At 54.1% G+C, this 13,203-nt stretch carries 11 protein-coding genes; 4 read left to right on the top strand and 7 right to left on the bottom strand.

Annotated features, from left to right (window positions below):
- Window positions 1–284 precede the first annotated feature (284 nt).
- The 3 genes from MHH28_RS25600 to MHH28_RS25590 all read right to left on the bottom strand — a co-directional run bounded on the left by MHH28_RS25600 (window position 285) and on the right by MHH28_RS25590 (window position 2,859).
- Window positions 285–1,781: an MDR family MFS transporter gene (locus tag MHH28_RS25600; RefSeq protein WP_405106741.1), complete on the bottom strand. Its 1,497-nt coding sequence runs from the start codon at window positions 1,779–1,781 to the stop codon at window positions 285–287.
- A gap of 27 nt (window positions 1,782–1,808) precedes the next feature.
- On the bottom strand, window positions 1,809–2,378 hold the full coding sequence (locus tag MHH28_RS25595) for a GNAT family N-acetyltransferase (RefSeq protein WP_405106739.1): 570 nt from the start codon (window positions 2,376–2,378) through the stop codon (window positions 1,809–1,811).
- Window positions 2,379–2,559: 181 nt separating this feature from the next.
- Entirely contained in the window at window positions 2,560–2,859 is a 300-nt protein-coding gene (locus tag MHH28_RS25590; protein WP_405106737.1) for a hypothetical protein, read from the bottom strand.
- A gap of 231 nt (window positions 2,860–3,090) precedes the next feature.
- Here MHH28_RS25590 and MHH28_RS25585 point away from each other — a divergent pair, with 231 nt between their 5' ends.
- Window positions 3,091–3,570, top strand: coding sequence for a GAF domain-containing protein (locus MHH28_RS25585; protein ID WP_405106735.1), 480 nt, complete (start codon window positions 3,091–3,093; stop codon window positions 3,568–3,570).
- Window positions 3,571–3,688: 118 nt separating this feature from the next.
- Here MHH28_RS25585 and MHH28_RS25580 read toward each other — a convergent pair whose 3' ends face one another.
- The 3 genes from MHH28_RS25580 to MHH28_RS25570 form a co-directional block, all read right to left on the bottom strand.
- Window positions 3,689–6,121, bottom strand: a complete 2,433-nt coding sequence (locus MHH28_RS25580; protein ID WP_405106733.1) for a glycogen/starch/alpha-glucan phosphorylase — start codon at window positions 6,119–6,121, stop codon at window positions 3,689–3,691.
- 107 nt (window positions 6,122–6,228) lie between these two features.
- The gene (gene glgD, locus MHH28_RS25575) at window positions 6,229–7,332 is read right to left on the bottom strand and encodes a glucose-1-phosphate adenylyltransferase subunit GlgD (protein WP_405106731.1); all 1,104 of its coding nucleotides are present in this window, start codon (window positions 7,330–7,332) and stop codon (window positions 6,229–6,231) included.
- A 24-nt stretch (window positions 7,333–7,356) separates the two neighbouring features.
- Window positions 7,357–8,520, bottom strand: a complete 1,164-nt coding sequence (locus MHH28_RS25570; protein WP_405106729.1) for a glucose-1-phosphate adenylyltransferase — start codon at window positions 8,518–8,520, stop codon at window positions 7,357–7,359.
- A gap of 489 nt (window positions 8,521–9,009) precedes the next feature.
- Between MHH28_RS25570 and MHH28_RS25565 the strand changes: the two genes are divergently transcribed.
- The 3 genes from MHH28_RS25565 to MHH28_RS25555 all read left to right on the top strand — a co-directional run bounded on the left by MHH28_RS25565 (window position 9,010) and on the right by MHH28_RS25555 (window position 11,928).
- A complete protein-coding gene (locus MHH28_RS25565; RefSeq protein WP_405106727.1) occupies window positions 9,010–9,696 on the top strand; it encodes a response regulator transcription factor in 687 nt (228 codons plus the stop codon).
- Window positions 9,693–11,162, top strand: a complete 1,470-nt coding sequence (locus MHH28_RS25560; protein ID WP_405106725.1) for a sensor histidine kinase — start codon at window positions 9,693–9,695, stop codon at window positions 11,160–11,162. Before MHH28_RS25565 ends, MHH28_RS25560 begins: the two co-directional genes overlap by 4 nt.
- A 199-nt stretch (window positions 11,163–11,361) precedes the next feature.
- The gene (locus MHH28_RS25555; protein ID WP_405106723.1) at window positions 11,362–11,928 is read left to right on the top strand and encodes an FAD-dependent oxidoreductase; all 567 of its coding nucleotides are present in this window, start codon (window positions 11,362–11,364) and stop codon (window positions 11,926–11,928) included.
- Window positions 11,929–12,203: 275 nt separating this feature from the next.
- Here the strand turns inward: MHH28_RS25555 and MHH28_RS25550 are convergent, their stop codons facing one another.
- Entirely contained in the window at window positions 12,204–13,187 is a 984-nt protein-coding gene (locus tag MHH28_RS25550) for a glycosyltransferase family 2 protein (RefSeq protein ID WP_405106721.1), read from the bottom strand.
- Between the last annotated feature and the right edge of the window lie 16 nt (window positions 13,188–13,203).

Here is a 13,203-nt window from a genome sequence, read left to right as displayed (position 1 = left end):
CTATAAAAGGTGCTAGCTATAGAGCATGGGGCCCTTCCCTCGGCATAGCAGCACCCATTGTATTCGGTTTTTCGCATACATGTCTGACTCCTCTTATGAATGTATTCTAAGATACTTATCCACAATAGAAGAAAATCATAACTCCCTAAATAAACACAAAAAATCGCTCTTTCTGGTAAATGGAAGGTCCGCCATCCATCCCAAATGGAGCGATTTCCTGTGTATATTCAAACTCCTGCCCGATAGATTAACCCATTAGGGAAGACAACGCTAAGACTTGAAGCCTACCGCTTCGACGGTGTGCTTACTTCCTGTATGGACGGCACTCCCTGGTCCAGACGCACCGAGATCACCAGCGATATTACAGCGAATACCGCCATTACGATGAACAGGGAATGCAGGCCGCCCTCCAGCGCACCTTGCAGACTGCTCCAGGCTTCCTTAGGCAGCACGCTTCCGCTATGCGGGTTAAGCAGCTGGTTAATGTCTGCGCCGGAGGCGGCAGCTCCCGGCTGTTCCGCCAGCTTCCGGTCGATACTGAAATTGAGCCACGAGCCGAAGATCGCTACCCCCACTGTCTGCCCGAGTGAGCGGGTGAAGGTGTTGAGTGCCGTAGAGGCACCGCGCTGCTGATGCTGCACGGAGGACTGGGCGATAATGGTGAAGACGGTCGAGGCATAGCCGAAGCCCACCCCGCAGAACAGCATCAGCACCAGCAGCAGGAGCTGGGAAGAATCTGCATTCATCAGCGTAAGCCCCACTGCCGCGACCACGATCAGAGACAGGCCGAGCATTCCCGTGCGGCGCGTGCCTGCGCGCAGAATCATCCGCCCGCCCGCAATGGAGCCCAGCATCCAGCCGACCGACATCGGTGCCAGGAGCAGGCCTGAGAGGGCGGCGCTTTTGCCGAATACACCCTGTACCCACAACGGAACATAGGTAGACAGGCCGATAATCAGCGTACTGACCAGCAGATTCGCGCCGGTAGAGACAGCAATATTACGGATGGAGAACAGCTCCAGCGGCAGCATGGGCTCGGCGGCCCGGCGCTCCACGAACATGAACACCACCAGCAGCAGGACAGCCGCGAGCAGAATGGCCAGCAGCAGCGGCGAATTCCAGGCCAGACTCTGTCCCCCTGTTGTCAGACCAAACAGCAGCGCCCCCATCCCCGCAGCGAACAGCAGCACGCCGGCTACATCGATCTTTGTCTTGCGGCGGACCTTCTCTTCCTTCAGGTACTTCAAGATGAATATAATGGACAGCAGGCCGAAGGGAAGATTGAACACGAATACCCAGCGCCAGCTTAAGTAATCGACTACATAGCCGCCAAGCAGCGGCCCGACCAGCGAAGAGATCCCCCATACCGAGCTAAGCAGCCCCTGCGTCTTCGCCCGTTCCTTCAGGCTGTAGATATCTCCGATAATGGTAAAAGTCATCGGAATCAGCGCCCCGGCACCGATCCCCTGAATCCCCCGGTAAATAATCAGCTGCTCCATACTCTGCGAGATCCCGCATAACAGCGAGCCTGCGAGGAAGACTATAGCGCCGCCTATGAACACGGGCTTCCTCCCGATCAGATCACTCAACTTGCCAAAAATAGGTGTGGTCACGGCCATCGCCAGCAGATACGCTGTAAAGATCCAGCTCAGCCACTGCATCCCCTGGAAATCGCCTACGATAGCCGGTCCCGCCGGTCCCGTTACCGTCCCTTCAATCGCTGCCAGAAATGTTGCCAGCAGTACACCTATCAATATTAACTTCCGTTGCTTTTCCCCCATTGAACTCAATGAATCCATACCTTCTCTCTATGTTCTCTCTCCTGCGCTCTTGTCTCCTTGCAACAGGGAATACATCAATACATCCTGGAACCCGGATGCCGTATGCCGGAATTGCCGCAGCAGGCCTTCCTGCCGGAATCCGAGTCCCGTCAGAAGCCGCTCTGCGCGGAGGTTATCCGGATGGCACAACGCTTCAATCCGGTTCAGCCCCATGCTGTGGAAGCCGAACGCAAGCACCAGCTCCAGCGCTTCCCGCATGTACCCCTGGCGCATAGCTGCCTGGGACAGCTCGAAGCCGATCTCTCCCCGGAAGGCGCCTTGAAGCTGCCAGTGGTTATAGCCGCAACTGCCGATGACAACGCCTTCCGGTCCAAGAATGCTCCAGCGCAGGCTCTCTTCCTCCCCGGCCCACTCTGCGAGCTGGGTAATCAGCGCTTCTGCATCCTCCACAGAGGACAGCGGCGGGCTGTCCACCCAGGGTGCTACCGCCGGGTGGCTCCAGATCCCGAACAGCGCCTGCGCGTCTGCGGGAAGCATCGCCCGCAGATGCACCCTCCGCCCGCTTAATTCCGGGATGACTCCCCCGCATACGTACATGTTCCCGTCCCCTTTCGACCCTATTAGTATATATCTTATTCTGCCCGGGCGGCGCGTTTACCTGCCACTCCCGCTTAACCATCACAAACAGCGCCTGCCCCCGTGGCTTGCCGCCACACGGTCAGACGCTGTACCTTATGCCTCATGTTATGTTCCATTCCATGCAGTTGCATCCCCAGACTTAACCCGAGGCACCTGCTGCCTTAGCCGGCTTAAGCACTTCGGTGCACAGCACGCCCAGCTTGGCCTGAATGGCTTTGAACTCTTCGATTCCCGTTCCCGTGACACTATAAGCGTCGCCATGGGCTGTGAGGAAATTCTCCTGGGTCAGCCGTTCCAGCTCCTGTTTCACTTCGCGCTCCGCGACCCGGTACCCCAGGTTCTCCAGCTCCGGCAGCATCTCCGTTAGTGTCAGATCCTTCTCATGTGCACAATATAGCATATGGATTCCAATAAACAAGTTCTGTACGTCGGCGCGCATGGTTCACTCCTCCTGGCTACTAGCCTGCTGTATTTATAAAAGCATTACCCTGCCCTGAGTTCCCGGAAACATCCTGGCTTAAGGGATTCTTGCATCTTCCTCTTCTTCCACTAAGCGGAAAAACCTGCTAATCCTTCGTTAGTGCTTGACGTATCCCGCTTCCCTGTACTATCTTGATAGTTAACAGTTATGGGATTCATACTGACTCAAGGTACAGGAAGGTGATGCAACATGTTTCAAGCCATGCCTTATGATGGCACACGCAGCGAACGGTTCGAAGCCGTTCTAAGCCAGCTCGGGGCACTGATGGAGGGTGAACCGAACGCCATTGCCAACTTGGCCAACGCCTCGGCCCTGTTAAAGCTATCTCTACCGGACACCAACTGGACCGGTTTCTACTTGTTTGACGGCAAAGAGCTGGTGCTTGGCCCCTTCCAGGGGCTTCCGGCCTGCATCCGCATTCCACTGGGCCGCGGCGTCTGCGGAACCGCAGCCTCCGAGCGCCGTACGCTTGTGGTCGGCGATGTTCATGCCTTCCCGGGACATATTGCCTGCGATGCGGCTTCGAACAGCGAGATTGTCGTTCCGCTGGTCAAAGGGGACACCTTCTATGGCGTACTGGATATCGACAGTCCGCTGAAGCACCGCTTCGACGACGAGGAGCGCCGCTTCCTCGAACGGTTCGCCGCCATGGTATCCGAGGTGCTGTAAGGGAAGCCTCCCTCATCAGCACTTAGCCCTGAAACTCAAAGAAGCCGCCCCACCGCAGGAATCATTCCTGGATGGAGCGGCTTTTTCTATTGTAATCCTGCGGCCTGTTCCTGCGGCGTTACAGCCGGACCGGATTGATATGCCAGATCTCGGAGGCGTAGCGGCTAATCGTGTTGTCGCTGGAGAATTTGCCGGAATGGCCGATATTGATGATGGACTTCTTCAGCCACTCCTTCTGATTCCGGTAAGCCAGGTCAATCTTGACATGCGTCTCCACATAGCTGGCGAAATCCTTAAGCACGAAGAATTCGTCATTGTTGTCAATCAGCGACTGGAAGAGCGTATCGAACTCCTGGGCATGGGAGCAGAAGGGGCCCGGCACGATCAGCTGATCCAGAACCTCTTTTACCCGGCCGTCGCCATTGTAGATATCGCGGGCGTGGTATCCGCCGTACTGGTAGTAATCGAGTACCTGCTCTGCCCGGAGCCCGAACAGGAACATATTATTGTCTCCCACCATCTCATGCATCTCCACGTTAGCCCCGTCCATGGTTCCGATCGTCAGCGCACCGTTCATCATGAACTTCATATTGCCGGTACCGGAGGCCTCCTTGCTCGCTGTGGAGATCTGCTCGCTGACATCGGCGGCCGGAATAATCTTCTCCGCCAGCGATACCGAGTAATTCTCCAGGAAGAAGATACGGATCTTCCCGTTAATATCAGGATCTTTGTTCACTACATCAGCCACCGTATTGATCAGCTTAATGATCCGCTTGGCCAGATGGTAGCTTGGAGCAGCCTTGGCACCGAAGATGAAGGTACGCGGCACGATATTAATGGATGGATTATCCTTGATCTGATTATACAAATGCATAATATGAAGCACGTTCAGCAGCTGGCGCTTATAGGCATGCAGTCGCTTCACCTGGACATCGAAGATCGAGTCGGGATCTACCGGAATGCCATGCTTACTGGTGATATATTCGGCCAGATGCAGCTTGTTGCGGCGTTTGATAGCAGCCACCTGCTCCTGGAAGGAGGCATCCTCGCTGTATTTGATCAGCCCGATCATCTCCTGCGGCTGATGCATCCAGCGGGTGCCGATCGACTCGCTGATCAGTCCGGCAAGCTCGGGATTAGCATGCTGCAGCCAGCGGCGGTGCGTAATGCCGTTGGTCTTGTTATTGAAGCGGTGCGGGTACATCTCATTGAACAGCCGCATCTCCCGCTTCTGCAGAATCTCCGTATGCAGTGCAGCTACGCCGTTCACACTGTGGCTGGCGACAATCGCCAGATGCGCCATGCGTACCTGATCGTCATGGATGATCGCCATCTGATTGATCCGGTCCTGGTCTCCAGGATATTTGCTCATCAGCTCGCCGCAGAAGCGGGCGTTAATCTCTTCAATAATCAGGAAGATGCGCGGAAGCAGCTCTCTGACCATGCTGATAGGCCATTTCTCCAGAGCTTCGCTCAGAATAGTGTGGTTGGTATACGACACCATCCGGGTCGTCATGCTCCAGGCCTGATCCCAGCCCAGATTATAGACATCCATCAGGATGCGCATCAGCTCAGGGATCACCAGCGTAGGGTGAGTGTCATTGATATGCAGGGCTACCTTGTCAGGCAGGCTCTCAATCGGCACGCCTGTCTTGGCGAAGGTCCGGATAATACTCTGCAAGCCGGCACTGCACAGGAAGTACTGCTGCTTCAGACGAAGCAGCTTGCCCTCGTACTGGGAATCATCGGGATACAGGAATTCCGAGATGGATTCCACCGAACGCTTGTATTCCAGGAACTTATGATAATCCGTACCGCCCAGAGCGCCGAAGACTCTCGAAGGCTGGGTGATGGATTCGGCGCTCCAGTTCCGCAGCGTATTCACATGTCTGCGGTCCGCACCAATAACCGGAATGTCATAAGGAACCGCCCGTACAGCTTCATAATCCCTGTGCTCGAACACAAGCTCTTCGTTCTCCCAGCGGGTATCCACCTGTCCCCAGAAGTGCACCTCTACCTGCTTGTCTTCCCGGCGCACTTCCCATACATTGTCATTCTGCAGCCAGTAATCTGGCAGCTCCACCTGATAGCCGTCTACAATCTTCTGCTCAAACAAGCCGTACTTATAACGGATACCGCAGCCGTGTCCTGCATATTGCAGGGAAGCAAGAGAATCCAGGAAGCAGGCGGCCAAGCGCCCGAGCCCCCCGTTGCCCAGGCCGGCATCGGCTTCGACCTCTTCGATATCCTGCAGACAGAATCCCAGATCCGCAAGGCCCTCGCGCACGACCTCCAGCACACCCATGTTCAACAGGTTATTGCCCAGCAGCCTGCCGATCAGGAATTCCATGGAGAAATAATATACCTGCTTATCCTTGTCGATCTTGAACTTCTGATTGGTGGCCGCCCAGTCCTTACCGGCATTCTCACGGATCATGTTGCCGAGAATATTATAAATGTCGGCGTTCGAAGCTTCTTCAAGCGGCTTGCCTAATTTCCCGATGAGTTTCTCGCGGAACACTTGTTTGAAAGTCTCTTTATCGTTGAACAACAGCAGGTTCCTCCTTACAGGATGCATGTATTTGTTGTTAATAGTGCCTATTACAACACTGGATCAGAAGAAATGCCCCTAGCGGCACATTTCCCCTGATCCAGATATTATATCTTGCTGCTCTTGGCTATGACAAATGGACGCCTGCTGTCTCCAACGAGTATCCGGTCCTGGCTGAGATGCACATCTTTGTCCATGATCACATTCTCAATCACGGCATTCTCTTCAATGACGCATTTCTGCATGATGACCGAGTTAATGATCCTGGCACCTTTACGGATCTGCACGCCCCGGAAGATGACGCTGTTCTCCACCGTCCCGGCGATTACACAGCCGTTGGCCACCAGCGAGTTGCTGACCGATGCGCTATCCAGATAACGGGTAGGCGCTTCGTATTTAATCTTGGTCTGTACCGGATTTTCCTTGAACAGGCCGAAGTAATTATCCTGCTTCAGCAGCTCCAGGCTGTTCTTATAGTAGCTCTCCAACGAATTGATAACGGCATGATAACCCTTATATTCATAGCCGGAAATTTTGAATTTGTGGCGGTTCTTCTGAATCGCATCGCGGAAGAAATAGCTCTCGCCATGGGCGATGCAATGCTCCACCTGCTCCAGGAACAGCTTCTTCTCCATAATAAAGATATCCAGATACACATTCGGATGATGCTTCTCATGGTGAATATTCGTCACGGTCTGGTCTTCGTCCAGCTCGACCCGCAGGCACGGATCATGCTCCGGCAGAAGCTCGTCGATCTGCTTGTAGACCATGGTTACATCCGCACCCTGCTCCAGGTGATACTGGTAGAGGTCCTGCAGATCCACCGTGTTAATATGCTGGCTGCCGGAGAAGACGATATATTTGGCCGCAGCCCTTTTGAAGAAATCGAGATTGTTATGATAATGCTGGAGATCGCCGATGGAAGTGTCCGTAGGGTCATTCCAGTCCGGCGGCAGGATGAACAGTCCGCCATGCTTACGGTTCATATCCCACGATTTGCCGTCGCCCAGATGATCCATCAGTGAGCGGTATTTGCGGCGGACGAACAGCCCTACGCTCTCCAGCTCCGCACGCATCATGTTCGACAAGACGAAGTCGATCAGCCGGTAACGGCTGGCGAAGGGGACCGCTGCTCCGCAGCGGAAATAGGTCAATTCATTGAGATTATCCAGTTCATGATCAAGATTAATTACGCCCATAAGCTCTTTCATCGTTAATCCCCCGTCCTCTTGTGGTTATATGGTTTTGGCTGCTACAGATTTGAGCTTCTTGCTTCGTTTGTCGATCAGCAGAATTTCATCCTCATTCTCCCGGTCGATGCCGATTTCCATATTATCCTCAATGACCGTGTTCTCACTGATGATCGCTTTGTGAATTTTCACGTTCTTGCCGATCTTCACCTTGGGCATGATCACAGAATCGGTGATTACACTGCCTTCGCCCACTTCCACTCCGTAAAAGAGTACCGAATGCTTCACCTCGCCGTGCACGATGCAGCCTTCATTAATAATGCAGCTCGATACCTTCGCTCCCGGCGCCACATATTGTGCAGGCTGATTCGGATTGCGGGTGAAGATTCTCCAGCCGGTATCATTCAGGTTCAGGGGAGGCGTATCGCTCAGAAGATCCATATTCGCTTCCCACAGGCTGTCTACCGTACCCACATCTCTCCAGTAGCCTTCGAATGGATAAGCATAGAGGGATTGGCCTTCATCCAGCATCATCGGAATAATGTCCTTGCCGAAGTCATGCGATGAGCCGGCGTTCTCTCCGTCCTCAAGCAGGTGCTTGCGCAGAACATCCCATTTGAAAATATATACACCCATAGAGGCAAGCGTGCTCTTAGGCTGGGCCGGCTTCTCATCAAACTCGTAAATTTTGAGATCATCTTCTGTATTCAGTATGCCGAAGCGGCTCGCTTCCTCCAGCGGTACGTCAATGACCGAGATGGTGCAGTCAGCGTTCTTGGATTTGTGATATTGCAGCATGGCATGATAATCCATCTTGTAAATATGGTCTCCCGACAGGATTAACACATGCTCCGGATCGAACTGATCCACGAACTTGAGATTGCGGTAGATCGCATCTGCCGTTCCCCGGTACCAGCTGCTTCCGTTCTCCCGTTCATGCGGAGGCAAGACGAATACGCCGCCATCCTTGCGGTTCAGGTCCCAGTCGCTGCCGACCCCGATATACGAATGCAGCACCAGCGGTTCATATTGTGTCAGCACACCCACGGTATCGATGCCTGAATTCGAGCAGTTACTTAGAGGGAAGTCGATGATGCGGTAGGTTCCTCCGAAATATACAGCCGGTTTGGCAATCGATTTGGTCAAACTTTTCAATCTTTTCCCTTGGCCTCCCGCCAATAGCATGGCTACCATCTCTTTTTTCTTCATGGAAGAGCCTCCTTGACTTATGGGTAATGTAACATGTAATAAATTAGGTTGAATGAGTTATGCTGTGAAGTGTAGACCTAAATAGATACCCTAAAAAGAAGTGTTATGAAAAGATGTAGCCCAAAAGAAATGCAGTGACAGGATGAATACGAATTATACGGGGAGGAAAACAGCTGAAAAGGACCGGTTACCGGTTAAGCAGAGTGATAAAGCGCAAAAACCAGCTTGTATCCTTATATTCTAAAGTGTTCTAGATCCGCCGTCAAAACCCTTTATTGCCTGCCTTAAACTTTAAATTTATAACTATATTTCAGATGAATGGCGTTAATATATTTCTATAATAAGATAACCATTATGATTAACCGCAATCGGACGGGATGAATCGAATCCGTGGCTCCAAAGGCCTATTTTCAGCAAACGTTCAACCGGGGAATTCATACTATGGACATACTACACTAACTATACTTACTTAAAATGGAGGAAATGCTAATGAAAGCGCCACAAGGTGTCCGGCTGCTGCTGGTGGATGATGAGCCTCATATCCTCCAGTTCCTGGAGCTTGGCCTGATCAATGAAGGCTTCGAGGTACAGACTGCCGCAGATGGTACTGAAGCCCTGGCAGCGGCGGCTGACTTCAAGCCGCATGTCGTCATCCTGGATGTGATGATGCCCGGCATGGACGGATTCGGGGTCTGCCGGTCCCTCCGTTCAGAGGAAGCGGAGGTGGCGATCATCATGCTGACCGCCAAGGATGAGGTGGACGACCGGGTGGCGGGCCTGTCTCTGGGCGCAGATGATTACATGGTGAAGCCGTTCAGCTTCGATGAGCTGCTGGCCCGGATTCAGGCAAGGCTGCGCAACCAGTTCCCCGGCCTGCTCGGCGAGGTCCGCTGCGGCCCCTTCCGGATTGACGGCCGCCGCAAGGAGATCCGCTATAAAGAGGAGGTGCTGGAGCTGTCTCCGACGGAATATGAACTGCTGCAGTACCTGGTGATTAACCATGGGCTGGTCCTCAGCAAGCCGATGATTCTCGACAAGGTGTGGGGCTATGACTTCGGCGGGGAGGAGAATATCGTCGAGGTCTATATCCGCTCCCTCCGGGAGAAGCTCGGTGACAAGGAACACCGGATTATCCGCACCCTGCGCGGCGCGGGGTACCGGGTAGATCTGCTATGACTGCCTGGACCCGGAGGCTTACGGGCAGATTCCATGCTCCGCGTTCCCTGCGCAAGCAGCTGCTCGCCGCCTCGCTGCTCATTCTCTCGGGATTGCTTATACTGATCGGCGTACTCCAGTATGTACTTATGCGTAATTTCATCTACAGCAACCGGGCCGAGGCGATGGAGACCCAGATCCGCTCTGTACCGTATGAAATTTTCAATAATACAGGCAACAGGCGGCCCGGCGGAGACCGCCGTCCCCTGCTGCTGGACGCCCATACCACCCTCGCTATCTACAATCAGGACGGCAGCTTCAGGGATCTGCAGGAAGAGACCCTGTCAGCTTCATCTGCACCGAGAATGAGCAATGAGGCCTATAACCAGCTGCTGAAGCTCCGCCCGGACAAGCCGGGCGGGGATTACCGGCTGATTACCGCCGGGGATGGCAGCCGGCATCTGGCCGTCTTCATGAATCTGGGCAGGCCCGGCGCTCCCCGGATGCTCCTGCAGATGACTGTGGAGACCGCACCGCTGAGGGATGTCATCCTCCAGCAGCTGCTCATCTTCGGCGTGTTGTCGGCAGCAGCGCTGCTGGCCGGGCTGCTGCTGTATTTGCCGGCACTGCGCAAGACGCTGATTCCCTTATCCAACATGGGGAGATCGGCCCAGATTATCGATGCCGGCAAGCTTGATGTGCGCTTCCCTGTGGAGCAGGGCCAGCATGAGATCGACCAGCTCGCCCAGTCGTTCAACGGCATGCTGGAGCGGCTGGAGATTTCGTTCAAGAATGAGCGGGAGGCGAAGGAGCAGATGCGCAGGTTCGCCGCCGATGCCTCCCACGAGCTGCGGACACCGCTGACCTCCATCTACGGCTTCCTGGAGGTGCTGCTGCGCGGAGCCGCCGATAACAGGGAACAGCTATACAGCGCGCTCGGCAGCATGCATGGTGAAGCCAAGCGGATCAACAAGCTGGTGGAAGACCTGCTTCTGCTTGCCCGGATGGACGGCGCTCCCCGGCTTCGGGTCAAGCAGGTACTTCTGGGCGAGCTGGTAGAAGACATGCAGCCGCAGCTCCGGGTACTGGCCGGAGAGCGGCAGACCATCTTCGACATCGCCTACGGTATCCAGTGCCTGGTTGATCCTGACCAGATCAGACAGGTCCTTCTTAATCTATTCCACAATGCGGTTCAGCATACCGATGCGGCAACAGGCATCATCCAAATCTCCCTTCACGCTGAGGGAGAACTGGCAGCGCTGACCGTGAAGGATAACGGCTCCGGCATCGCTGCCGAGCATCTCCCGCATATCTTCGACCGCTTCTACCGCAGCGATTCCTCCCGCACACGCAAATACGGCGGCTCCGGGCTTGGATTATCGATTACGAGGTCTATTGCCGAGGCGCATCAGGGAGAAGTTACGGTATCCAGCACCCCGGGTGAGGGCGCTGTCTTCACAGTTTTCCTCCCTTGTCTGCGGGATTAGCTAATGAGCTGCAGTTAGCGATATAATAGTCATAAGTGAATATTATGCTACAAAACTTAAGACGTATGCTTCCGAAGCGAGTTTTGCGAAGTGATTCAGTGAAGGTTATGCTACAAAACTTAAGGCGTATGCTTCCGAAGCGAGTTTTGCGAAGTGATTCAGTGAAGGTTATGCTACAAAACTTTTAGGAGGTTATCTCATGTACGAAATCGCCATTATCGGTGCCGGGCCTGCCGGTGCAAGCGCCGCCCTGTTCGCCGCCAAGGCCGGCAAAAAAACACTGCTGATTGACAATGACAAAGGCATGACCCGCAGAGGCTGGTATGAGAATTATTACGGCATCAGCGAAATCGGCGGACCGGATCTCGTCGAAACCGGACATAAGCAGGCCGTGAAATTCGGAGCAGAGCTGGTTGCCGCACAGGCAACTTCGCTGGAGGCAAGCGGCGGAGGCTTCGTCATCGGCACGGAGAGCGGTGCCACTTATGAAGCCAAGCATGTCGTGCTGGCGACGGGTGTTCTGACGGATCTGGCTGCAGCAGCCGGGGTAACGACCAAGGAGGGTACGGAGCCAAGAATCAAGACGGTTATCGCCGCCACACCGGAAGGCAGAACGAACATCGACGGGATCTGGGCCGCCGGAACGGTGGCCGGAATGAGTGTTCACGCGATTATAACTGCCGGGGACGGCGCCAAGGTTGCCGTCAACATTATCAGTGAACTGAACGGTGCACGGTATGTAGATCATGATTTGCTGAAAGCATAGGTTGCGACTGCTAACCAAGGGGCTGTCCCAATGGTCATTACATGACTATTGGGACAGCCTTTTTACTTGAGTAAGACATGCTCGTCTATTTGAGTTAGCGCTACGACCGTGGTGTGTGTACTAACTCCAATTGCATTTTCTACAATAGATTTCACTTTAATTCATCCAAAAAGGCACTCAGTTGTATTAATTACAACAGAACCAATATTTGAATCAATCCAGCCAAAAGAAATGGGGCTGCCTCAAAACTAAGTTCGCTCACTTAAGAAATATTGTTATTTGTTGAGACTGGCGGTTCTCTGCTCCTGTAAGCTCTGCTGCGGCCTGCCGCTGTAGAACTCCTGAACAATGTAGAGGGGACGGCCCTTGGATTCATCATAGATCCGGCCGACATATTCCCCCAGGATACCCAGCATGAGCAGCACGAAGCCGTTGAAGGTTAAGGTGATCCCGATCATCGATGCCCACCCCTTGACGGCTGCGTCTGTAAAGAGGGCCAGGTACAGCACATACATCAGGTACAGGAACCCGGATGCGGACAACAGCGCGCCAAGAACGCCTGCCAGCTTCAGCGGCTTATAAGAGAAGGAGGTAATGCCGTCCAGCGACAGCTTCAGCATCCGTCTGAACGGATATTTGGTCTCACCGGCCTGCCGCTCCTCCCGCTCGTATTCAATCGCCTTCTGGCGGAATCCGACCCAGCTCACCAGACCGCGCACGAAGCGGTTCTTCTCCGGCAGACGCTTCAGCTCGTCGCAGACTCTGCGGTCCATCAGGCGGAAATCGCCGGTATCCACCGGAATGGAGATATCTGTCGAATAACGCAGCACCCGGTAAAATAAACTGGCTGTCCACTTCTTGAACAGGGTCTCCCCGTTGCGCTTGATCCGCTTGGCATATACGACCTGGTAGCCTTGCTTCCATTCGGCAATCATCTCAGGAATCAGCTCGGGCGGGTCCTGTAGATCGGCGTCAATGATAACAACCGCATCGCCCAGCGCATAATCCATCCCTGCGGTAATGGCGATCTGATGTCCGAAATTACGGGACAGGTCGATCAGCTTCACACTTTCATCCCAATAGCTGTATTCCTCGACCATCTGTGCGCAGTTGTCCGTGCTGCCGTCATTGACGAAGATCAGCTCGTAGGGCTCGCCTGTAGACCCCATAACTTTTTTGATGCGCCGGTAGGTCTCCTGTATCACAGCCTCTTCATTGAACATCGGTATAATGATGGAATAGCGCACTTGGACACTCATGGGCAGCTCCTCCTCA

The sequence above is a fragment of the Paenibacillus sp. FSL K6-1217 genome (assembly GCF_045040735.1).
Lineage (GTDB): Bacteria > Bacillota > Bacilli > Paenibacillales > Paenibacillaceae > Paenibacillus_AQ.
This window is presented reverse-complemented; position numbering and strand designations above follow the sequence as displayed.

Coding starts and splice junctions, on each gene's coding strand:
- MHH28_RS25600 (WP_405106741.1), bottom strand. CDS start 1,781: ATGGGGGAAAAGCAACGGAAGTTAATATTGATAGGTGTACTGCTGGCA.
- MHH28_RS25595 (WP_405106739.1), bottom strand. CDS start 2,378: ATGTACGTATGCGGGGGAGTCATCCCGGAATTAAGCGGGCGGAGGGTG.
- MHH28_RS25590 (WP_405106737.1), bottom strand. CDS start 2,859: ATGCGCGCCGACGTACAGAACTTGTTTATTGGAATCCATATGCTATAT.
- MHH28_RS25585 (WP_405106735.1), top strand. CDS start 3,091: ATGTTTCAAGCCATGCCTTATGATGGCACACGCAGCGAACGGTTCGAA.
- glgD (WP_405106731.1), bottom strand. CDS start 7,332: ATGAAAGAGCTTATGGGCGTAATTAATCTTGATCATGAACTGGATAAT.
- MHH28_RS25570 (WP_405106729.1), bottom strand. CDS start 8,520: ATGAAGAAAAAAGAGATGGTAGCCATGCTATTGGCGGGAGGCCAAGGG.
- MHH28_RS25565 (WP_405106727.1), top strand. CDS start 9,010: ATGAAAGCGCCACAAGGTGTCCGGCTGCTGCTGGTGGATGATGAGCCT.
- MHH28_RS25560 (WP_405106725.1), top strand. CDS start 9,693: ATGACTGCCTGGACCCGGAGGCTTACGGGCAGATTCCATGCTCCGCGT.
- MHH28_RS25555 (WP_405106723.1), top strand. CDS start 11,362: ATGTACGAAATCGCCATTATCGGTGCCGGGCCTGCCGGTGCAAGCGCC.
- MHH28_RS25550 (WP_405106721.1), bottom strand. CDS start 13,187: ATGAGTGTCCAAGTGCGCTATTCCATCATTATACCGATGTTCAATGAA.